Origin of the sequence: Vibrio chanodichtyis (assembly GCF_028863985.1) — a bacterium.
GTDB lineage: Bacteria > Pseudomonadota > Gammaproteobacteria > Enterobacterales > Vibrionaceae > Vibrio > Vibrio chanodichtyis.
The window spans coordinates 1-19993 of record NZ_JARBFT010000019.1 but is presented as its reverse complement, the minus strand read 5'-3'; the positions used below and the strand labels follow the sequence as shown (position 1 = coordinate 19993).

The 19993-nt window shown below is 49.6% G+C and carries 24 protein-coding genes and 4 tRNA genes; 7 read left to right on the top strand and 21 right to left on the bottom strand.

Translation table 11 applies throughout. The annotated features are described in order from the left end of the window. From PUN32_RS13225 to mutY, 7 genes are all read right to left on the bottom strand, one after another. Positions 1 to 76: transfer RNA gene (locus PUN32_RS13225), tRNA-Asn, on the bottom strand. Positions 77 to 91: 15 nt separating this feature from the next. After that, positions 92 to 167: transfer RNA gene (locus PUN32_RS13220), tRNA-Phe, on the bottom strand. 10 nt (positions 168 to 177) lie between these two features. Continuing rightward, positions 178 to 253 (bottom strand) — tRNA-Thr (locus tag PUN32_RS13215). Between the two features lie 48 nt (positions 254 to 301). Beyond that, positions 302 to 377, bottom strand: a tRNA-Phe gene (locus PUN32_RS13210). A gap of 108 nt (positions 378 to 485) precedes the next feature. Beyond that, positions 486 to 1613: a membrane-bound lytic murein transglycosylase MltC gene (gene mltC, locus PUN32_RS13205; RefSeq protein WP_274723634.1), complete on the bottom strand. Its 1128-nt coding sequence runs from the start codon at positions 1611 to 1613 to the stop codon at positions 486 to 488. A gap of 101 nt (positions 1614 to 1714) precedes the next feature. After that, on the bottom strand, positions 1715 to 1987 hold the full coding sequence (locus PUN32_RS13200) for an oxidative damage protection protein (protein WP_274723633.1): 273 nt from the start codon (positions 1985 to 1987) through the stop codon (positions 1715 to 1717). Continuing rightward, on the bottom strand, positions 1988 to 3061 hold the full coding sequence (mutY, locus tag PUN32_RS13195; RefSeq protein ID WP_274723632.1) for an A/G-specific adenine glycosylase: 1074 nt from the start codon (positions 3059 to 3061) through the stop codon (positions 1988 to 1990). A 184-nt stretch (positions 3062 to 3245) separates the two neighbouring features. Between mutY and trmB the strand changes: the two genes are divergently transcribed. Both trmB and glsB read left to right on the top strand, forming a co-directional pair. Further along, complete coding sequence (trmB, locus tag PUN32_RS13190) at positions 3246 to 3965, top strand: tRNA (guanosine(46)-N7)-methyltransferase TrmB (RefSeq protein WP_274723631.1); 720 nt, start codon at positions 3246 to 3248, stop codon at positions 3963 to 3965. Between the two features lie 148 nt (positions 3966 to 4113). After that, positions 4114 to 5034: a glutaminase B gene (gene glsB / locus PUN32_RS13185; RefSeq protein WP_274723630.1), complete on the top strand. Its 921-nt coding sequence runs from the start codon at positions 4114 to 4116 to the stop codon at positions 5032 to 5034. A 121-nt stretch (positions 5035 to 5155) separates the two neighbouring features. Here glsB and hemW read toward each other — a convergent pair whose 3' ends face one another. From hemW to PUN32_RS13155, 6 genes are all read right to left on the bottom strand, one after another. Continuing rightward, a complete protein-coding gene (gene hemW, locus PUN32_RS13180; protein WP_274723629.1) occupies positions 5156 to 6331 on the bottom strand; it encodes a radical SAM family heme chaperone HemW in 1176 nt (391 codons plus the stop codon). After that, the gene (locus PUN32_RS13175) at positions 6325 to 6927 is read right to left on the bottom strand and encodes an XTP/dITP diphosphatase (RefSeq protein WP_274723628.1); all 603 of its coding nucleotides are present in this window, start codon (positions 6925 to 6927) and stop codon (positions 6325 to 6327) included. The genes hemW and PUN32_RS13175 overlap by 7 nt, the downstream gene beginning before the upstream one ends. Before the next feature lie 84 nt (positions 6928 to 7011). Further along, on the bottom strand, positions 7012 to 7302 hold the full coding sequence (yggU, locus tag PUN32_RS13170) for a DUF167 family protein YggU (protein WP_166013716.1): 291 nt from the start codon (positions 7300 to 7302) through the stop codon (positions 7012 to 7014). After that, complete coding sequence (locus tag PUN32_RS13165; RefSeq protein ID WP_274723627.1) at positions 7302 to 7859, bottom strand: YggT family protein; 558 nt, start codon at positions 7857 to 7859, stop codon at positions 7302 to 7304. The genes yggU and PUN32_RS13165 overlap by 1 nt, the downstream gene beginning before the upstream one ends. Before the next feature lie 56 nt (positions 7860 to 7915). Then, positions 7916 to 8734, bottom strand: coding sequence for a pyrroline-5-carboxylate reductase (proC, locus tag PUN32_RS13160; RefSeq protein ID WP_274723626.1), 819 nt, complete (start codon positions 8732 to 8734; stop codon positions 7916 to 7918). Between the two features lie 56 nt (positions 8735 to 8790). After that, complete coding sequence (locus tag PUN32_RS13155) at positions 8791 to 9498, bottom strand: YggS family pyridoxal phosphate-dependent enzyme (RefSeq protein ID WP_274723625.1); 708 nt, start codon at positions 9496 to 9498, stop codon at positions 8791 to 8793. 25 nt (positions 9499 to 9523) lie between these two features. On the opposite strand from PUN32_RS13155, the gene PUN32_RS13150 reads away from it, so the two are divergent. The 4 genes from PUN32_RS13150 to tyrS all read left to right on the top strand — a co-directional run bounded on the left by PUN32_RS13150 (position 9524) and on the right by tyrS (position 13965). After that, entirely contained in the window at positions 9524 to 10561 is a 1038-nt protein-coding gene (locus tag PUN32_RS13150; protein WP_274723624.1) for a type IV pilus twitching motility protein PilT, read from the top strand. A 13-nt stretch (positions 10562 to 10574) separates the two neighbouring features. Beyond that, positions 10575 to 11681: a PilT/PilU family type 4a pilus ATPase gene (locus PUN32_RS13145; RefSeq protein WP_274723623.1), complete on the top strand. Its 1107-nt coding sequence runs from the start codon at positions 10575 to 10577 to the stop codon at positions 11679 to 11681. Positions 11682 to 11759: 78 nt separating this feature from the next. Next, entirely contained in the window at positions 11760 to 12557 is a 798-nt protein-coding gene (locus PUN32_RS13140; RefSeq protein ID WP_274723622.1) for a helix-turn-helix transcriptional regulator, read from the top strand. Positions 12558 to 12678: 121 nt separating this feature from the next. Continuing rightward, on the top strand, positions 12679 to 13965 hold the full coding sequence (gene tyrS / locus PUN32_RS13135; RefSeq protein ID WP_274723621.1) for a tyrosine--tRNA ligase: 1287 nt from the start codon (positions 12679 to 12681) through the stop codon (positions 13963 to 13965). Positions 13966 to 14022: 57 nt separating this feature from the next. Here the strand turns inward: tyrS and ruvX are convergent, their stop codons facing one another. The 8 genes from ruvX to PUN32_RS13095 all read right to left on the bottom strand — a co-directional run bounded on the left by ruvX (position 14023) and on the right by PUN32_RS13095 (position 19873). Then, on the bottom strand, positions 14023 to 14445 hold the full coding sequence (gene ruvX, locus PUN32_RS13130) for a Holliday junction resolvase RuvX (RefSeq protein WP_274723620.1): 423 nt from the start codon (positions 14443 to 14445) through the stop codon (positions 14023 to 14025). 69 nt (positions 14446 to 14514) lie between these two features. Further along, complete coding sequence (locus PUN32_RS13125) at positions 14515 to 15078, bottom strand: YqgE/AlgH family protein (protein WP_274723619.1); 564 nt, start codon at positions 15076 to 15078, stop codon at positions 14515 to 14517. Positions 15079 to 15112: 34 nt separating this feature from the next. Further along, positions 15113 to 16069 carry a glutathione synthase gene (gshB, locus tag PUN32_RS13120; protein ID WP_166013706.1) on the bottom strand — a complete coding sequence of 319 codons (957 nt, stop codon included), beginning with the start codon at positions 16067 to 16069 and terminating at the stop codon, positions 15113 to 15115. A gap of 13 nt (positions 16070 to 16082) precedes the next feature. Further along, positions 16083 to 16814 (bottom strand): 16S rRNA (uracil(1498)-N(3))-methyltransferase, encoded by a 732-nt coding sequence (gene rsmE, locus PUN32_RS13115; protein WP_274723618.1) that lies wholly within the window; start codon positions 16812 to 16814, stop codon positions 16083 to 16085. A 93-nt stretch (positions 16815 to 16907) separates the two neighbouring features. Continuing rightward, on the bottom strand, positions 16908 to 17603 hold the full coding sequence (locus PUN32_RS13110) for an endonuclease I family protein (protein ID WP_274723617.1): 696 nt from the start codon (positions 17601 to 17603) through the stop codon (positions 16908 to 16910). A gap of 154 nt (positions 17604 to 17757) precedes the next feature. After that, entirely contained in the window at positions 17758 to 18249 is a 492-nt protein-coding gene (locus PUN32_RS13105; protein ID WP_274723616.1) for a SprT family zinc-dependent metalloprotease, read from the bottom strand. 135 nt (positions 18250 to 18384) lie between these two features. Beyond that, positions 18385 to 19542: a methionine adenosyltransferase gene (metK, locus tag PUN32_RS13100; RefSeq protein ID WP_274723615.1), complete on the bottom strand. Its 1158-nt coding sequence runs from the start codon at positions 19540 to 19542 to the stop codon at positions 18385 to 18387. A 151-nt stretch (positions 19543 to 19693) separates the two neighbouring features. Next, positions 19694 to 19873 carry a hypothetical protein gene (locus PUN32_RS13095; protein WP_274723614.1) on the bottom strand — a complete coding sequence of 60 codons (180 nt, stop codon included), beginning with the start codon at positions 19871 to 19873 and terminating at the stop codon, positions 19694 to 19696. A 35-nt stretch (positions 19874 to 19908) separates the two neighbouring features. Here PUN32_RS13095 and PUN32_RS14145 point away from each other — a divergent pair. Next, positions 19909 to 19993, top strand: an 85-nt coding sequence (locus PUN32_RS14145; RefSeq protein WP_406708014.1) for a hypothetical protein, incomplete at its 3' end; no start/stop codon positions are given.

Genomic DNA, 19993 nt, shown 5'->3' with positions numbered 1-19993 from the left:
TGGCTCCTCCTGCTGGGCTCGAACCAGCGACCTGCGGATTAACAGTCCGTCGCTCTACCGACTGAGCTAAGGAGGAACAATCTTTAAATAGTGGTGCCTCGAGGCGGAATCGAACCACCGACACGAGGATTTTCAATCCTCTGCTCTACCGACTGAGCTATCGAGGCAAATTTTAAGTGGTGCCGGCTGCCGGAGTCGAACTGGCGACCTACTGATTACAAGTCAGTTGCTCTACCTACTGAGCTAAGCCGGCACACGTAACCTTTGCTGTTTGTGTCTTACACCAACAATCTAAAATTCGTGGTGCCCGGAGGCGGAATCGAACCACCGACACGAGGATTTTCAATCCTCTGCTCTACCGACTGAGCTATCCGGGCAACGGAGCGCTATTAAACGTATTTTCCTTTACTTCGTCAACCTGTTTTTTGAAAAAATTCGCCAAATCAGTTTGTTTGCAGATAATTTAAACAAAGCTAGGCCAGTTATTAGCCAGCATTAAATTCTTTCTTAAATTGAGTCACTTTTTCTAGGTAACGGCGTGCTTCGGCGTTGGGATGTTTTTTGGTCAGCGCCCAATAGACTTGATTGGGTTGTAAGCCATTAAGATCACGCATCGCACGCTGGCGATCTTTGCTAAAGGTATTTAATACCCCGCCAGTGCCACCGTTATAAGCCGAAATCATGCTGTATTCGAGCGAGGTTGGATGGCGAACATCTTTCAAATAGCGATTTTTTAAAATGTAAAAATAGGCGGTTCCGGTATCAATATTGTTTTCGGGGTTAAACAGGTACTCAGGCGTCGGTTCGCCGGAACGATTTTTAACCAGTTTAAACACATCGCGACCGGCGGTTTTCGGCACCACTTGCATTAGCCCATAAGCATTGGCCCAACTGACCGCATAGGGGTTGAAGCTACTTTCGGTTTTAATGATCGCATAGATCAGATCTTCCGGAATATCGTACTTTTGTGCCGCGCGGCGCACGATATTGGCGTATTTATAACCACGGATCTCCACTTGATCTTTAACCATCGGGATCTCGACGTAGTAGGCTTTTTTGAAATCCACTTGTTTCACTTTCAGATGTTTGGCGATCAGATAATCGGCATAGCGCTGGGCGCGCCATGACCACTGGATCGCTTGCCCATCTTGATCGAGTACTTGTTGGTACAAAAAGGGCTGGCCTTTCAGTTGAATATCTTTCGAGGAGAATAGGTCAACATTGGCCGGATCATCTGGGGTGAGTAAGGTGGTGATGATCGCATTACGTAAATGTGCTTTCGGATCGGTAGGGGAAACGGTTTCGACGATGATCCGCCCTTCGCTGAAATTCACTTCTGCGCGGCTGAGGTAATTATCTATGTATTTGACGTAATTGTTTTTGCCGGCGATTTTGAGCTCGCGACGTCCCCAGCGTTTTTCAATATTGCCAGAGAAACTATTGATCAATGCATCTAACGCGGCGGTATCTTTCTCAAACTGGCCGGGAAGTTGCGCTAAGTTCTTAGCGAAGCGGTTAGTGGGTTGGTAATCCACGTCGTAAATTTTCTCAATAAATTCACGACTACAGCCACTCAATAATAGCGTGGTGATACATAGCACTAACGTTCTCATGCGCCTCCTAAAGCGAACTTTCGCTACTCCTGATGCGAAAATGACATCATAACCAATTGGTATGATGTCATTTTTTATCGGCAGATGAAATGCGAAATTTGTTACTTGCTCGGCGGAGTATAACCTTCGATGTGGACTTCTTTGCCTTCAAACAAGAAGTTGACCATCTCTTGTTCAAGCAGTTTACGGTGCTCGGGATCCATCATATTGAGCTTTTTCTCATTGATTAACATGGTTTGTTTGCTTTGCCATTGCGCCCAAGCTTCTTGACAAATGTTATCGAAAATACGTTTGCCCAATTCACCGGGGTAGAGCTGGAAATCTAAGCCAGCAGCTTGTTTATTGAGTCGGGTACAAAATACGGTGCGAGCCATTCACGCTTCCTCTTTAATGTGGCGATCAATGTCGAATGGTAAGCTGTGCAGCAGTTGTTTGACTGGCGCAGCCAAACCAATCGCATCGGGTTGAGTTAAGTTATACCAAAGACCTTTGCAGCCTTCCATGATGATGTCTGGTTTGCGCTTTAATTGCAGCAAGATCGGCGTAATATCCAGATGATAGTGGCTAAAAGTGTGGCGAAAGGCGATCAGCGTTTGTTGCTCGCTGATGGTGTGATCATCAATCGCCCGCTGATCGAGGCGGGTTTGAATATTGGCGCTGTCCGATTGTGGGAAGCAGTAGAGGCCGCCCCAAATGCCGCTTTGCGGGCGTTGTTCAAGCCACACGGCATTATCGTGATAGAGCATAACAAACCAAGTGGCTTTGACTGGCTTGTCGTTTTTCGGTTTTTTGCCCGGATAATCTTGCGGATTGCCTTGCTGTTTAGCCACACAAAACGAGGCCACTGGGCATAGGCTGCATTTAGGTTTGCTGCGGGTGCAGATCAGCGCGCCCATATCCATCATAGCTTGGTTGTATTTATCGACATCCACTTGAGGGGTATGCATTTGGGCGTAATGCCACAACTGATTTTCAACGCTTTTCTGTCCCGGCCAACCTTCCACGGCAAAGCAGCGTGCCAAGGTGCGTTTTACATTACCATCTAAAATGGCATGCGGTTTTTGATACACCGAAGAGAGTACCGCAGCCGCGGTGGAGCGGCCAACGCCGGGTAGCGCATTCATCTGTTCTAAATCGGTGGGAAACTCACCGTCATATTCACTCACAACCATTTGCGCCGCTTTGTGCAGGTTGCGCGCTCTGGCGTAGTAGCCAAGTCCGGTCCAAAAATGCAGCACTTCATCTTGCTCTGCTTTGGCCAATGCTTGCACGGTTGGGAAGCGCTCTAAAAAGCGCGCAAAATAGGGGATCACGGTCGCGACTTGGGTCTGCTGTAACATGATTTCAGATAACCAAACGCGATACGCATTTTTGTGTTGCTGCCACGGCAGATTTTTGCGGCCGTAGGCGTCATACCAAGTAAGGATCGCTTGTGCGAAAGGGGTCACGACTTGCTCATTATGGTTGTTTAATGTTGAGGGGTAAAATTGCACCACAGATCGAGGATGAAGTACAACCGACAAATCATAAGGATATTGAGATGGGATGTTTGATGAGCGCGAATAACACTTGCACCGCTGGCGATTCTTTGGATAATTCCCGCTCTGATTTAGCAATGGGCAGGCAATACAAATGAGCGAAGTGATCACCCAGGAATTCACCGAAGATGGCAAAGTGCTGCGTCGGATCCGTAGCTTTGTGCGTCGTGAAGGTCGTTTGACCAAAGGCCAGGAAGCCGCAATGAAAGAGTGCTGGCCAACCATGGGCATTGATTACCAGCCAGAGTTATTGGATTGGCAACAGGTGTTTGGCAACACCAATCCAGTCGTGCTGGAAATTGGTTTTGGCATGGGCGCGTCACTGGTTGAAATGGCGAAAAACGCACCGCACAAGAATTTCATCGGTATTGAAGTACACAGCCCAGGTGTGGGCGCTTGTTTGGCCTCAGCGCGTGAAGCGGGCGTGACCAATCTACGTGTTATGTGCCACGATGCGGTTGAAGTCTTTGCTCATATGATCCCAGATAATAGCCTGCATACTTTGCAACTGTTCTTCCCAGATCCTTGGCACAAAAAGCGTCACCATAAACGCCGCATTGTGCAGCTTGAATTTGCTGAAATGGTGCGTCAAAAATTGATCATCGGCAGTGGTGTCTTCCACATGGCGACCGACTGGGAAAACTACGCTGAACATATGATTGAAGTGATGGCTCAAGCGCCTGGTTTTGCTAACTTGGCCAGCGAAGGCAGTTACATCCCGCGTCCTGATGAGCGTCCGCTGACCAAATTTGAGCAGCGCGGCCATCGCCTCGGCCATGGGGTGTGGGATATCAAGTACCAACGCACCGCTTAAATATCCTTGCCACCTACCTGCAACTTCAAGTCGTTTAGGTATGGAAATTTTGCTTAAGCCAACATCTGATGTTGGCTTTTTTGACCCTTATCCTCCGGCTACTATCTGCTAAGGTAGTGAGAGCTAAACCCATCTTAAAGAGCCAATCATGAAGCCAAGCGCAGAGATTTTAGCCAGCATTGTTGAAGAGGTTCGCCCCCTCACTCGCCAAGGCAAAGTGGCCGATTACATTCCCGCGCTCGGTAAAGTATCGCGCGATAAATTAGCCATTGCGGTATTCACCAATCAAGGTGAAGTGATCAGCGCGGGCGATGCGCAAGAAAGGTTTTCGATTCAGTCGATTTCCAAAGTACTGAGTCTCACTTTGGCGATGGGCTTGTATCAGCCCGGTGAGTTGTGGCGCCGTGTCGGTAAGGAGCCATCGGGTCAGGCGTTTAACTCTTTAATTCAGCTCGAAATGGAGCAAGGCATTCCGCGTAATCCATTTATTAACGCAGGGGCGATTGTGGTCAGCGATATGCTACACAGTCGTTTGTCGGCTCCGCGTCAGCGTTTGTTGGAGTTTGTTCGGCAACTGAGTGGCGAGCCGCAAATTGCGTATGACAAAGTAGTGGCGGCTTCGGAGATGATGCATAGCGATCGTAATGCGGCGATTGCCTATTTGATGCGTTCATTTGGTAACTTTGACAATGAAGTGATCCCCGTGCTGCACAACTATTTTCATGCCTGCGCTTTGAAAATGAGCTGTGTTGAATTGGCGCAAACCTTCAGCTATCTGGCTAATAAAGGGGTTTCGGTAGTGACAGGGCAGAGCGTGATCACTGCGACGCAAAGTAAACAAATGAATGCCCTACTCGCGACCTGTGGGTTGTACGATGGTGCTGGTGAGTTTGCTTATCGAGTTGGCATGCCCGGCAAATCTGGGGTTGGCGGTGGCATTGTCGCGGTGGTACCCGGTGAGATGACCATCGCAGTATGGTCTCCTGCCTTGGATCCATCGGGTAACTCGCTTGCGGGCACTCGCGCGTTAGAGTTACTCGCGCAGCGGATTGGTCGTTCAATTTTTTAAGCTATCCCCTTGCTACTTGAAGCCGCAGCGGTGTTGGCAGCATTCGCTCACCCCAATCACATAGTGTATCTATGCTTATGGGGATTAAAGATAAAAACCAAGAGGCGTACGCGCCTCTTTCTTATTCTTCGTCATCGGCCATAAAGGCGGCAAGCAGATCATTGAGAAACAGTTTACCCTTTTGGGTGATTTGCCAGTGCAGTTCATCTTCACTGAGATAACCTTCACTGAGCGCCCACTCGATGGTGGGGCGGATCACTTCAAGCGTGAGTCCGGTTCGGGCCGTAAAATCGGCTTTGGGACACGCTTCAATTAAGCGAAAACGGTTCATAAAGAACTCAAACGGCTTGTCTTGATCGGCCACCCACTGCTCACTATCCAAATACGCTTTGGTCAAATTATTGAGCGCGGCCAAATAACCGCGTGGATGCTTAGTTTTGCTGGTGCGGAGAATACGCCCATCCGCAAAACTTAATTTGCCATGCGCACCACAGCCAATCCCGAGATAGTCGCCAAAACGCCAATAATTGAGATTATGCTGACACTGATAGCCCGGTTTGCTGTAACCCGAAATCTCATACTGCACATAACCGGCATCACTCAGTTTTTGATGGCCAAGCTCGAAAATATCCCACAGTGCATCTTCATCCGGTAGCTGTGGCGGCTTGGAGTAAAACAGGGTGTTGGGTTCAATCGTCAATTGATACCAAGATAGGTGAGGTGGATTGAGCGCAATCGCTTGATCCAGATCGGCAAGTGCCTGCTCAGTGGTTTGATCCGGTAGGCCATGCATAAGATCTAAATTAAAGCTATTTAAGCCAATTTGGTGAGCCAATTGTGCGGCGCGAACCGCCTCTTGCTGACCGTGAATACGCCCTAAACGTGCTAATTTTTCTGGAGCAAAGCTTTGTACCCCAATCGAAATCCGTGTAACGCCTGCGCGGCGATAAGCGGCAAAGCGCTGCGCTTCTATGGTGCCTGGGTTGGCTTCCATGGTTATTTCGATGGCCGGATCAAAGGCAATCCGTTTGGCGACCTGTTGCAGTAAATCGGCGATCCCCTCGGCAGAGATCAGACTCGGTGTTCCACCGCCAATAAAGATTGAGTGCAGTAAGCGATCATCGGTTTTGAGCTGGTAGCGTTCAATATCACGATCCAGATCGTCAAGCAGCGCCGCCAAATAGTCTTGCTCAGGGATCTCGCCTTTTTGTGCGTGCGAGTTGAAATCGCAGTATGGGCATTTTTGCACACACCACGGAATATGGATGTATAAGCTTAGCGGCGGAGGCGTTAGCATGTGTGCTGCTCTTGCAATGCGGCGAACAATTTTTGCAGCGCCTGCGCTCGGTGTGACAACTGCTTTTTACGCGCTGGCTCTAGCTCGGCAGATGCGCAGTTGTGCTCAGCCACCCAGAAGATCGGATCGTAACCAAAGCCATTGCTGCCGTGTGGCGCGGTGAGAATTTTGCCTTCCCATTTACCGTGACAAACGATAGGCGTTGGATCATCGGCGTGGCGCATCAACACCAACACGCAGTGAAAACGCGCACTGCGCTCTGACTCTGGCACACCTTGCATCGCGGCTAACAGTTTGTTGAGATTGTCGCTATCACTGGCATTTTCACCGGCATAGCGTGCGGAATAAATGCCGGGCGCGCCGTGCAGATAATCCACTTCCAAACCGGAATCATCCGCAATCGCTGGCAAACCGGTCATTTTCGCGGCGTGGCGCGCTTTGATGATCGCATTTTCGATAAAGGTCGTACCGGTTTCGGCCGCTTCGGTCAGGTTAAATTCGCTTTGTGCGATCACATCAAAGCCAAAGTCGGCCAATAAATCGGCCATTTCACGCACTTTACCTTGATTGCCGGTAGCTAAAACGATCTTTTTCATGTTGTTCTCTGTATTCAATGTTTGCTTGGCCGAGCGCGTCGGCGTGGCGTATTCGATAAAAACTCCCTCAAGGAGGGAGTCGGATTAGGCGATTAAGCTGGCAATTTCGCTCGGGATTTGACTGGGCTGCAGGATGCGCACTTGCTTATGTCGCCCCTGTTCGCCTTTTTCAATCAGCACCGAGCCTTTTGCTACTTTGCACTGCTTGGCGAGAAACTTGCTCAAGTGGGCATTGGCTTTACCATCAACGGGCGGAGCGGTGATGGCGATTTTTAGCTCATCACCATGCACGCCAACAATCGTGTCGCGGCTAGCTTTGGGTTGAATATAGAGCCGCAGCAGTAAATCTTGCCCTTCTCGCCACACCGCAACCATTATAGCTGATACCAAATCGGGCCAATCAGATCGCCGATTAAGAAGTTGGCAAATTGCAGCGCGATAAACAACACCAGTACGCTGAAATCAAAACCGCCCATCGCGGGTAGAATGCGACGGATCGGTGCGAGCATCGGTTCCGTCAATTGGTGGAACACGTATTCAATCGGGCTACGGCCTTGGCTGACCCAACTGAGGATCGCGCGGATCAACAAGACCCAGAACAGTAAGCCGCCGGCCGCTTTAATCAAAGAGAGCAAACCTAGGTAGAGGAAGTCGGCACTGAAAGAGACTGCACCGCTAGAGGCAATCAGCACCAAGGCGACGTATTTCAGCACGCACAGCAGATAGGCAAACAGTACGGTAGCCAAATCAATACTGCCGAGCGATGGGATCATGCGGCGCAAGGGGCCAACCACTGGCTGAGTCACCTTGACGATAAATTGTGAAAACGGATTGTAGAAATCCGCGCGTGCGGCTTGCAGCCAAATGCGCAAAATGACCACCATAATATAGAGATCAAACAGCGTATTGATAAGAAAGCTCATTGAATTCATAAATTGCCCTTAGTGATTTGGCGGTCGCTCATTGAAGAGGCGAAACCGTTGGAATATTAAAACAGTTGTTCCATTTCTTGTGCACGTGCGACGGCCGCTTGCATCGCTTTGGCAACAATCTCGCTCAGTTGGTGATCGTTAAAAGTCTGGATCGCTTGTGCTGTCGTACCACCTTTTGAGGTGACTTGTTCACGCAAGGTGGCCAGTGAGAGATCTGGATTGGCTTTGACCATTGCTGCTGCGCCGAGTGCCGATTGTTGCACTAATAGGCGGGCTGTCGCTTGATCAAAGCCTTGCGCCATCGCTTCTTGTTGCATGGCTTGCATAAATAAGAAGAAATAAGCCGGAGCACTGCCCGCCGCGGCAATCACGCTGTTGATGGCGGATTCTTTTTCTACCCAGCATACTTCACCGACGCTTTGCATCAGTTGCGTGGTAAAGGTTTTATCGGCTTGGCTCACCGAATCCGGCGCGTATAAGCCGCTCATGCCAAGGTTTACCAAAGATGGGGTATTGGGCATCACGCGCACGACATTAAGCTCAGTGGCGAGCATTTGATTAAGGCGCTGCACGCTAATGCCTGCGGCAATCGAAATCACCAATTTGCCTGAGAAATCGACGCCTTGTAGCGGTTTACACACCTCGGCCATTAGCTGCGGTTTCACCGCTAATACCACTACATCCGTGTGTTGCGCTGCGGCTAGGTTATCGCTGGTGGTGCGAATGCCGTATTGCGTTTCTAAAGGCTGACGGCGAGTTAATGATGGCGCGCTAGCCATAATTTGAGTTGCGGGGTAGCCGCTCGCAATTAAGCCAGCAATAATGGCGTGTGCCATGTTACCGGCACCAATAAAGGCAATACTTCTGTGTTCCATTCGATGCTCTCAATGTTTAACTGCTCACCCAGTATCATCGCCGGGCGGATGATCGCTTAAGCGCGCGGGTAATCTCGCTCGCCAAAAATGGCGGTGCCAATCCGTACCATAGTGCTACCTGCGGCAATTGCGGCAGGCATATCGCCACTCATTCCCATCGATAAGGTATCAATGTGCGGATATTTTTGCGCCAGTTGCTGCTGTAACTGTGCCAATTGGGTGAATGCCGCCAATTGAGCTGGGTAATCGGTCACGTTTTCCGGAATCGACATCAATCCTCTTAAAGTGAGGTTTGGCAGACCAGAAATCAATTCAGCGAGTGTAAATAATTGCTGCGGTTCGATACCCGATTTTGAGGCTTCACCGCTGGTATTGACCTGGATCAGCACTTGCAGTGGCGGCAGATGCGCAGGGCGCTGTTGATTGAGGCGCAGGGCAATTTTGTCGCGCTCAATGCTCTGTACCCAGTCAAAATGCTCAGCCACTAAGCGGGTTTTATTGGACTGGAGTGGACCAATAAAGTGCCATTCTAGTGCCAACTGTGGATGATGTTCGGCAAAATAGCGGATTTTATCCACCCCTTCCTGTACATAGTTTTCACCAAAGCAGCGTTGACCGGCTTCGGTGGCGGCCACAATCGCCGCGACAGGTTTGGTTTTACTTACCGCGAGAAGTTGCACAGAGCTTCGAGCGCGGCCACATTTTTGTTGCGCGCTTGCGATCTGTGCCGTGATATGTTCAATGTTTTGTTGAATACTACGCATAGCCAGACTTTATTAAGGAATTTAAATGGATATCGCCGAGTTACTGGAGTTCAGTGTAAAGCATAACGCATCCGATCTACACCTTTCCGCAGGTGTTCCACCTATGGTACGGATTGATGGCGAAGTTAGGAAGCTTGGCGTGCCGGCTTTTAGTCATTCTGAGGTGCATCGCTTGGTGTTTGAAATCATGAATGATGCTCAGCGCAGTGAGTATGAAGAGAAACTGGAAGTCGATTTCTCCTTTGAGCTGCCGAATGTGGGGCGCTTTCGGGTCAACGCATTCCATCAAGCGCGTGGCGCTTCGGCGGTATTTCGTACCATTCCAAGCGTGATCCCCAGCTTAGCGCAGCTTGAGGCTCCAGAAATTTTCAGCAAAATCGCCAATTATGAAAAAGGTTTAGTCTTGGTGACTGGGCCAACCGGATCGGGCAAATCGACCACGTTGGCGGCAATGGTCGATTATGTCAATGCTCACCATAACAAGCATATTTTAACCATTGAAGATCCGATTGAGTTTGTGCACAGCAACAACAAATGTTTGATTAATCAGCGTGAAGTTCATCGTGATACCCACAGTTTTAAAAATGCGCTGCGCTCGGCGCTGCGTGAAGATCCGGATGTGATTTTAGTCGGAGAGCTGCGCGATCAAGAAACCATCAGTTTGGCGCTCACCGCAGCAGAAACTGGGCACTTGGTATTTGGTACTTTGCACACCAGCTCGGCGGCCAAAACCATTGACCGGATCATCGATGTTTTCCCTGGCAGTGATAAAGATATGGTGCGCTCCATGCTCTCGGAATCGCTGCGTGCGGTCATTGCACAGAATCTGCTCAAGCGGGTCGGCGGTGGGCGGATCGCTTGTCATGAGATCATGCTGGCCACCCCTGCGATCCGCAATTTGATCCGCGAAGATAAAGTGGCGCAGATGTATTCGATTATTCAAACTGGCGCGGCACATGGTATGCAAACCATGGAGCAAAATGCCAGACAACTGATCGCCCGTGGTGTGGTCGATGCTGAGCAAGCACAGCACAAAATCGAAATGGATTTAAAAGGATTTTAAGCAGGGAAACACGATGGATTTAAATCAATATCTGGATGGTATGCTGACGCATAAAGCATCGGATCTGTACATTACCGTGGGCGCACCGATGTTATATCGGGTTGATGGCGAACTGCGCGCACAAGGTGAAGTGCTCAATATGGCACAGGTGACCACGTTGCTGAATGCGATGATGGATGACGCGCGGCAAGCCGAATTTAAGCAGACTCGTGAAGCGAACTTTGCCGTGGTACGCGACAGTGGTCGATTTCGGGTCAGTGCTTTTTTTCAGCGTGAGCTTCCGGGGGCGGTGATCCGCCGTATTGAAACTCAGATCCCGACTTTTGAAGAGCTTAACTTGCCGGCCGTGCTACAAAATTTGGCGATTGCCAAACGCGGTTTAGTGCTGGTGGTTGGGGCCACGGGCTCAGGTAAATCGACCACTATGGCGGCGATGACCGGTTATCGGAATCAGCATCGTACTGGGCACATTTTAACCGTGGAAGATCCGATTGAGTTTGTGCATGAGCATCAGCGCTGCATCGTCACTCAACGTGAAGTGGGGCTGGATACCGAAAGTTATGAAGTGGCGCTGAAAAACTCGCTACGCCAAGCGCCAGATATGATCTTGATTGGTGAGATCCGTAGCCGAGAGACGATGGAATACGCGATGACTTTTGCCGAAACGGGTCATTTGTGTATGGCCACTTTGCACGCCAACAATGCCAACCAAGCCTTAGAGCGCATTTTGCATTTGGTGCCTAAAGAGCAGCGCGAGCAATTTTTACTCGACTTATCGCTCAATCTCAAAGGGGTGATTGGTCAACAGTTGCTGCGTGATAAGCACGGCCAAGGCCGGCATGGGGTGTTTGAAATTTTGCTCAATAGTCCGCGCATTGCTGATTTAATTCGGCGTGGTGAGCTGCATGAGCTGAAAACCACCATGGCGCGCTCGCAAGAAATTGGTATGCAGACCTTTGATCAAGCGCTGTATCAATTGGTGGTGGATGACAAAATCAATGAGCAAGATGCGCTACACAGCGCTGATTCGGCCAACGATCTGCGTTTGATGCTCAAAACCAAGCGTGGCACTCACTACTCAAGTGGTGCTCTGCACAATGTGCAAATTGATATGGAATAACATGATCATTGGGGTAGTCGATTCGAGTGTGATTGAGCATACTGCGCTTGGATTATTGTCAATCAAGGTGAATGTACCGTGCAGGTGACCACTCAAGAATATCTAGCCTTAGGTGAAGCGATTGCCGCGCTGAAAACGGCGCAATTTACCTCACGTTTGGTCGCATGGTTGGCGGAAATCGCCGATTTTGATTGTGCGGTGATCTTGGGTTATCGCCGCAACAAACACCCGATCTATCTGTATGATTCCCTGTCTAGCCAACGTGAGTTGCTGTTTCAACGCTATTTGACCCACGCTTATCTCGATGATCCTTTCTATGTGGCACTTGAACAAGAGTCACGTTCAGGCGTGTTTCATCTTGCCGATCTGCAACCTCTTAATGCGCAGCAACAAGCCTATCAACATCAGTTTTATGCGCAAACCGGCTGGCAAGATGAAGTGAGTTTACTGGTCAAGCTGGATGGCGATCGTTCGATTGTGGTGTATCTCGGCTGCTTCATTGCGTGCTCTTTTCCACGCCAACAGATTGCCGGATTGCAACAGCGGTTTACTGTATTGGAAGCCTTATGTCAGCAGCACTGGCAGCAACAGCCACTGTGGTTAGCGGAAAGCGGTCAGCCCAGCCAAGAGTTACGTGCTTGGGTTGAGCAGGCGATCCACAGCTTCGGTGCGCAGCGTTTAAGTCGGCGTGAGCAACAAATTACCACACTGTTGATCCAAGGTTTCGATTCACAAGAGATTGCCGATCAACTCGCGATTAGCCACGGCACGGTCAAAAATCATCGCAAACGGATTTATGCTCAATTGCATGTCAGCTCGTTAAGTGAGCTGTTTCAACTGTTTCTCAATCATCTGATTGGTAGCACCTCGCAGTAAGGCGAGCGGATTATCATGGTTTGTTGCTGGCAACGCTTAATCACTCAGATTGTCCCTTTAGGGACATCGCGTTCGGCGTTTAAAGTTGGTTACTCTGTGGATGAACACTTTCGGAGGCCAAATGAATTCAGCACAACTGTTTGATGATTTACAACAGCGCGGTTTGATCGCGCAAAGTACCCCGCTTGAGGCGCTGATTGAGCGCTTTGCCACACCGCAAGTCTTGTACTGTGGCTTTGATCCAACGGCGGGCAGTTTGCATATTGGTCATTTAGTGCCGTTGCTGATGCTTAAACGCTTTCAACAGGCAGGACACCAAACACTGGCTTTGATCGGTGGGGCAACCGGCATGATTGGCGATCCGAGCTTTAAAGCCAATGAGCGGGTACTGAATAGTGCGGCAACGGTTGAGCAGTGGGTGGGCGATTTAAGTCAGCAAATCAGCCAGATCATGAGTGGTCAGCGCTCAGATCAGAACCGCATGCCACTGATCACGGTCAACAATGCGGACTGGATCAGCCAGATCAATCTGATCGATTTTTTCCGCGATGTGGGTAAGCATTTTTCGGTCAATAGCATGATCAACCGTGAGTCGGTGAAACAGCGTTTAGCCCGCCCCGATCAAGGTATCTCGTTTACCGAGTTCAGTTATTCTTTGCTACAGTCCTATGACTTTGCCCATCTTAATCGTGAGTTTGCTTGTGTGTTGCAAATCGGTGGCAATGATCAATGGGGGAACATTGTCAGTGGGATTGATTTAACCCGTCGCCTCAATGGGACGGAAGTGTATGGTTTAACTCTGCCGCTGATCACCAAATCTGATGGGACTAAATTTGGTAAAACCGAAACGGGCGCCGTGTGGTTAGAGAGCAGTAAAACCTCTCCGTACCGTTTTTACCAGTTTTGGCTCAACAGTGATGATGCCGATGTGTACCGCTTCTTGGGCTATTACACTTTTTTGAGCATGGTGCAGATTGAGGACATTCGCCAAGCCGATACGCAGTGTGCTGGTAAACCGCAGGCGCAGCAGATTTTGGCTGAGCAGGTGACGCGTTTAGTGCATGGTGAACAAGGTTTAGCTGCAGCGCAGCGCATCACTCAAGCGCTATTTAGTGGTGATTTAAGCACTCTCAGTTTAAGTGAGCTGCGTCAGTTAGAGCAAGATGGTCTACCTTGTGTGGCTGCATCGCGTACCGATACGTTACTCGATTTGTTGCTCAGCTCAGGCTTAGCCAGCTCTAAGCGTCAAGCGCGCGAGTGGTTAGCGCAAGGTGCGATTCGGGTTAATGGTGAGCGAGTAGCGCAAGAGGGCGTGTTATCCGGCTTTGCGCTGTTTGATCAATATTATGTGTTGCAACGGGGTAAAAAGCAGTTTGTCTTGATCAAATTGGCAGGCTTAGCCGAGTAATATTCATCAGCGGCTATACCCATCCTACTTCAAGTTGTTTGGGTATAGAGTGGGGCATTAGCCCCACTGTTGTTCAAACCAACTTTCTAAAATGATCACCGCGGATTGGCAATCGACATTGCCTTTGCTCAGCGCTTTGTAGCCGCCCATCGCAAACAGCTCGGCGCGCGCTTCGGTGGTGGAAAGGCGCTCATCATGCAGCTCAACCGGTAAACCAAAGCGCCCATGCAAACGCTGGGCAAATTTTTTGGCGCGCGGGGTGATGGTTTGCAGATCGTTGCCATGCAGATCGGTGGGTAGGCCAACAATCAGTAAATTGGGTTGCCACTCTTTGATTTGCTTGGCAATGTCATCCCAATTGGGAATGCCGTCATTAGCCTTAAAGGCTTTTAAGGGCGATGCGGTGCCAGTAATTTCTTGGCCTATCGCACTGCCAATACTTTTGGTGCCGTAATCAAACGCCATAATAGTACGTGACATGGGAATTTCTCTTGCCGTCAATCTTGCTTGCTGTAAATAGAAGGCCACCCTTGGTGGCCATTGTCTCAGTTAGGCGTGGCCTGCATCGCTAGATAATTGCGCTGGCGAAATGCCGAGTTTTTGGATCGCTTTTTGCCATTTTTGATGGATAGGCGTGTTAAAAATCAGTTCAGGATCCGCTTCGATGGTCAGCCAAGCGTTCTCTTTCAACTCCATTTCTAATTGACCGGTTGTCCAACCGGAATAACCGAGCGCCACGATGTAGTTTTCAGGTTCCGCATCAGTCCCCAGCACAGTGAGAATATCTTTCGAGGTGGTGACTACGATCTGATCGGTCATGTTAAGGCTCGCTTCGTAATGATCGCGTGGTCGATGCAGAATAAACCCACGATCTTCAGCGACCGGACCACCATTGAACACTGGCTGATTGAGGCTGGCTTGCTGAGAGAGCGGATAAGCCGGTTCAATCTCAACCTGCTTGAGCATGCCACCGACCGTCACATCGAGCGGCGCGTTGATCATCAGCCCCATCGCACCCTCTTCATTGTGTTCACACAGATAAATCACACTGCGCTTGAAGTAAGGATCCTTCATGCTCGGCATTGCGATCAGAAAATGATTGCTAAGATTCATTCTGGTTGCACCTCTCTCTGATTGCACGGCTGGGTCACATCGCGCTCGCTTTTAGGCGACGCTCAATCGCATCCATCAGTTTTCCGGTGATGGAAATGTCGTATGCCGCTTCAATTTCACGAATACAAGTTGGACTAGTGACATTAATCTCGGTCAGTTTATCGCCAATCACATCGAGACCGACAAACAGTAACCCTTTCTCTTTGAGGGTTGGCGCAACCGCCAGGGCAATTTTTTTATCGGTTTCACTCAGCGGGCGCGGTTCTCCACGCCCACCTGCCGCTAAGTTGCCACGCGTTTCGCCTTGTGCTGGAATGCGGGCTAAGCAGTATGGCATTGGCTCACCATCGACCACCAAAATGCGTTTATCTCCATTGCTGATGTCTGGCACAAAGGTTTGCGCCATGCAGTAGTTTTGACCGAGGTTGGTTAAGGTTTCAATGATCACCGAAAGGTTAGGATCGCCCTGCTTAACGCGGAAAATCGAGCTGCCACCCATACCGTCGAGCGGTTTGAGGATCACATCGCCATGTTGCTGATAAAAGGCTTTAATTTTTTCAGCCTTTCGGGTGACTAACGTTGTCGGCGTCAGTTCTGGGAACCAAGCGGTAAACAGTTTTTCATTACAATCGCGCAGACTTTGTGGCTTATTGACCACGAGCACACCATCGTCTTCGGCCCGCTCCAAAATGTAAGTCGCGTAGATGTATTCGGTATCAAATGGGGGATCTTTACGCATTAAGATCGCATCCAACTCCGATAAGGCGATGGTTTGCTCGGATTTGATCTGATACCAGCCGCTCGGATCTTCTTTTAGCTCGACGACCTTGGTATCGGCCAATGCTACCCCTTGCTCTAAGTGGAGATCATTCATTTCCATATAATGGATTTCATAACCGCGCCGCTGAGCCTCTAGCATCATGGCAAAGCTGGAATCTTTTTTGATGTTAATGGACGCAATCGGGTCCATCACAATGCCGAGTTTAATCATGGTTTATCTCCAGTTAGCCAAGATCGCCGAAACGAACTTGTAATGCGGTAATCGCGGTTAGGGCTGCGGTTTCAGTACGTAGCACGCGTGGCCCTAACAAGGTTTCTTCAAATTGGTAGCGGCGAGTCATCTCGATTTCTTCGCTCGATAAGCCGCCTTCAGGACCGATCAACAAACGCACTTGCTGGACAGGGGTCGGTAAGGTGTTGATCGAGTATTTAGCGCGCGGATGTAAGTTGAGTTTCAGCGCTGTGGTTGGCTCGGCGCACCATGCCTCAAGATCCATGATCGGGCGGATTTCTGGCACCGTGTTACGACCACACTGCTCACAGGCGCTGATGGCGATTTTCTGCCACTGCTGGAGTTTTTTCTCAAAACGTTTTTCATCCAGTTTCACGCCGCAACGTTCGGATAATAGCGGCGTGATCGTGGTGACGCCCAATTCCACCGATTTTTGGATGGTGAACTCCATCTTATCGCCGCGTGACATCACTTGGCCAAGATGTAAATCGAGCGGCGATTCTATGCTGTTCTCGACCCGCTCAGTGATATTCACTAGCACCTGTTTTTTGCTGACTTCACTGATCACGGCTGGAAATTCAGCGCCATAGCCATCGAATAGCAGTACTTCTTGTCCAGCTTGCATTCGCAACACTCGACCGATGTGTCCGGCTGCATCTTCACTCAGAGCAAGGATGCCAAGCTGGTGGATCGGTTGTGGATGATAAATTCGAGGGGTGCGCATACGGATATTTCCTAATCATTAAGCAAGCTCATCTGGCTTTTAACATGGATGCTTGCTAGGCAAAATACAAGGGGGAAGGCGAGATTGTACCGATCAGTTTGGGCACTGCTCACGGACAAAACGGTTGGCGTTGCCTTGCACTTTGGCTATGCGTCGATCGCGCTCACACTCCCACTCACTAACTGGATATTGGTTGTTCCATGCCTGCATCAACTGACTTTGTGCTTTGGAGAGCGTAAATGCATACCGCTCGCTCATGTACAAGTAAGTGCGTGCAATCGCTCCGCGGGCGCGCTCGGGAGGCATCGCTTTGCGCGCTTTAAAGTTAATTTGCATTTCACACTGGCCGTAAGTTGCACCGTCCACCCCATACCATTGACTGAAATTAAAGTTGGAACGATCGCCATTGATTTCACCAATCGCCGGAGTCAGATTGTGCAGATCTGCTTCCATTTGATTGAACTCAGGACTGGTGCGCGCGCAGTTTTTGCGCCCACCTTGCTGCCAGCATTGCAGTTGATGGCCAAATTGCCAAGCGGGTACCACATGTTCCCACTCAATACGTGCGGCACGATTGGCTTGTTTACGCACTTGATAGCCGCAGCCGTCTAAATCTGGGATGCCTTGTTTGCCCTGCCAGCGGATCTCACAACCACAGTAAAATGAAATCGGATGATCGCGATAAATTTTCAGCGCTTCAATTTTTGCGCCACTAAAGGAATTGGGGGCGGCTAGCGTGAGCAGCGGTAAGCTGGCAATCAACGCCGTCAACAAACGAGCAATCAGCATAAAAGACTTAGAAAAGTAGGTTTACTACCAGTTTATCACTCATAAATTGACTCTGTCGCTGATACTTTTATTAGTTGTTGGCGCCAATAGCGCGATTGACTGGCAATATGCTGAGTTAGCCTGTGCTGATTGGTTGGGAAGGGATGCCGCTATGTTAGCTTGGTTGATAAATCAGCGTGTGTTGGCAGCTTTGGCAGCGATATGTGGCTTCACCGCGCAGCACTTTATTGTGGCGGCGAATGGTCAGTGGGTATTCGCGGCAGGCGCAGCGGTAATTGAACATATTACCTTGCACGGAAGCTACCGAAAAGGTGTGGGTAGTGCTCGGTTCAAGTTTAAAAACTTGCCGCATGATTTGTTGCCACTGAGTGCCATGCGGGCGTACTCGGCCATATAGTTGATAAGTGATCAGGTGGGCGATTTCGTGTGGGATCACTTGTCCAAGAAAGTCGGTGACATTTTCAGCGAACAATACCGGATTGAGGCGGATTTCCCAGCGCTGTAAGTAGGCTTTACCAGCGGCGCGGCCACGCAAACGGTAATTGAGCTGTGGGATTTTAAATGGGTGTTGCAAAGCTTCGCTGGCGGTGGCGATACATTGTTGGATTTTCTGCTCAGCTTGAGCGTGCAGCTCAAAACTTACCATTCGCGACTATGTTCCATTCACTATGACTCACTTGCTGATTCGCATTGCATAAAAAAGGCCCTTTCCTGAGAAAGAGCCTCCAACGATATTGCGATTATCGCGGTAGATCAGCGATCAATCCTGAGTGATCAATCTTTACTTCAGACCGGCGAAGTCACGCAGTAGCGCAGCTTTGTCCGTCGCTTCCCAAGGAAACTCTTCACGACCAAAGTGGCCGTAAGCGGCTGTTTTCTTGTAGATAGGTTGCAGCAGATTCAGCATCTCTTGCAGACCATATGGACGCAGATCGAAGAATTGACGCACCGCTTCGATGATGATTTCTTGCGATACTTTTTCAGTACCGAAGGTTTCTACCATGATTGAAGTCGGATCCGCTACACCGATGGCATAAGAAAGTTGGATCTCACAGCGATCAGCCATCCCCGCCGCCACGATGTTTTTCGCAACATAACGAGCTGCATAAGCTGCTGAACGGTCAACTTTCGAAGGATCCTTACCAGAGAAAGCACCACCACCGTGACGTGCTGCGCCGCCGTAGGTATCAACGATGATTTTACGTCCAGTCAGACCACAGTCACCCATCGGGCCACCGATCACGAAGCGACCGGTTGGGTTGATGAAGTATTTGGTCTCTTGGCTCAGCCATTCTGCTGGCAAAACTGGCTTGATGATCTCTTCCATGACTGCTTCACGCAGATCTGTGGTCGAGATGGAGTCACAGTGTTGAGTCGACAGAACCACAGCATCGATACCGACGATCTTGCCTTGGTCATACTGGAAAGTGACCTGAGATTTTGCATCTGGACGCAGCCATGGCAGAGTGCCATTTTTACGCACTTCAGCTTGACGTTGCATCAGACGGTGAGCATAGGTGATCGGTGCTGGCATCAGCACTTCAGTTTCGTTGGTGGCATAACCAAACATGATGCCTTGGTCGCCTGCACCTTGCTCTTTAGGATCAGATTTATCAACCCCTTGGTTGATATCTGGCGATTGTTTACCGATGGTATTCAGTACGGCACAAGAGTTGGCATCAAAGCCCATGTCTGAGTGTACGTAGCCAATCTCGCTAACGGTTTGACGGGTTAACTCTTCAATGTCTACCCAAGCTGAAGTGGTGATTTCACCACCGACCATGACCATGCCGGTTTTGACGTAAGTTTCGCAAGCAACACGAGCTTTCGGGTCTTGCTCAAGAATTGCGTCTAAAACCGCATCAGAGATCTGGTCTGCAATTTTATCTGGATGGCCTTCTGATACTGATTCTGAAGTAAACAGGTGCTTAATCGCCATGATAGCTCCAATATTTGTGGTTATTCGGTAACGACGTATCTCTTGGCTACTTGCGGTTGCAAGTCGCTTGAGTATCAACGGTCGCTAGCGACCAATTTCGTACATTTTGTAGGCGTTTCTACATCTAGACGGCTATTCTAGTGGCGAGCGCTCAAATTACAAGCTCTTTTTCTGTTTCGCCGCTAGCCAAACGTTTGCTCAAAAAAGTTCGCTTTGCCACTACAAACCAACAATGTGCTAAAAACTGTGACAAAATCGGAGTAAACCACCAGTAAATCGTTTGCAGCAGCAGGGGGGCTTTGCGACAATAGCCGCCATTCAGTTTCCGCATTTTTCCATTTCGCTTACTTCCCTTTAGGAGTTGACATGTCTTCTCGCAAACAACTTGCCAATGCTATCCGCGCCCTGAGCATGGATGGCGTTCAAAAAGCTAATTCTGGCCACCCAGGTG

Coding starts and splice junctions, on each gene's coding strand:
- mltC (WP_274723634.1), bottom strand. CDS start 1,613: ATGAGAACGTTAGTGCTATGTATCACCACGCTATTATTGAGTGGCTGT.
- PUN32_RS13200 (WP_274723633.1), bottom strand. CDS start 1,987: ATGGCTCGCACCGTATTTTGTACCCGACTCAATAAACAAGCTGCTGGC.
- trmB (WP_274723631.1), top strand. CDS start 3,246: ATGAGCGAAGTGATCACCCAGGAATTCACCGAAGATGGCAAAGTGCTG.
- glsB (WP_274723630.1), top strand. CDS start 4,114: ATGAAGCCAAGCGCAGAGATTTTAGCCAGCATTGTTGAAGAGGTTCGC.
- hemW (WP_274723629.1), bottom strand. CDS start 6,331: ATGCTAACGCCTCCGCCGCTAAGCTTATACATCCATATTCCGTGGTGT.
- PUN32_RS13175 (WP_274723628.1), bottom strand. CDS start 6,927: ATGAAAAAGATCGTTTTAGCTACCGGCAATCAAGGTAAAGTGCGTGAA.
- yggU (WP_166013716.1), bottom strand. CDS start 7,302: ATGGTTGCGGTGTGGCGAGAAGGGCAAGATTTACTGCTGCGGCTCTAT.
- PUN32_RS13165 (WP_274723627.1), bottom strand. CDS start 7,859: ATGAATTCAATGAGCTTTCTTATCAATACGCTGTTTGATCTCTATATT.
- proC (WP_274723626.1), bottom strand. CDS start 8,734: ATGGAACACAGAAGTATTGCCTTTATTGGTGCCGGTAACATGGCACAC.
- PUN32_RS13155 (WP_274723625.1), bottom strand. CDS start 9,498: ATGCGTAGTATTCAACAAAACATTGAACATATCACGGCACAGATCGCA.
- PUN32_RS13150 (WP_274723624.1), top strand. CDS start 9,524: ATGGATATCGCCGAGTTACTGGAGTTCAGTGTAAAGCATAACGCATCC.
- PUN32_RS13145 (WP_274723623.1), top strand. CDS start 10,575: ATGGATTTAAATCAATATCTGGATGGTATGCTGACGCATAAAGCATCG.
- tyrS (WP_274723621.1), top strand. CDS start 12,679: ATGAATTCAGCACAACTGTTTGATGATTTACAACAGCGCGGTTTGATC.
- ruvX (WP_274723620.1), bottom strand. CDS start 14,445: ATGTCACGTACTATTATGGCGTTTGATTACGGCACCAAAAGTATTGGC.
- PUN32_RS13125 (WP_274723619.1), bottom strand. CDS start 15,078: ATGAATCTTAGCAATCATTTTCTGATCGCAATGCCGAGCATGAAGGAT.
- gshB (WP_166013706.1), bottom strand. CDS start 16,069: ATGATTAAACTCGGCATTGTGATGGACCCGATTGCGTCCATTAACATC.
- rsmE (WP_274723618.1), bottom strand. CDS start 16,814: ATGCGCACCCCTCGAATTTATCATCCACAACCGATCCACCAGCTTGGC.
- PUN32_RS13110 (WP_274723617.1), bottom strand. CDS start 17,603: ATGCTGATTGCTCGTTTGTTGACGGCGTTGATTGCCAGCTTACCGCTG.
- PUN32_RS13105 (WP_274723616.1), bottom strand. CDS start 18,249: ATGGTAAGTTTTGAGCTGCACGCTCAAGCTGAGCAGAAAATCCAACAA.
- metK (WP_274723615.1), bottom strand. CDS start 19,542: ATGGCGATTAAGCACCTGTTTACTTCAGAATCAGTATCAGAAGGCCAT.
- PUN32_RS13095 (WP_274723614.1), bottom strand. CDS start 19,873: ATGCGGAAACTGAATGGCGGCTATTGTCGCAAAGCCCCCCTGCTGCTG.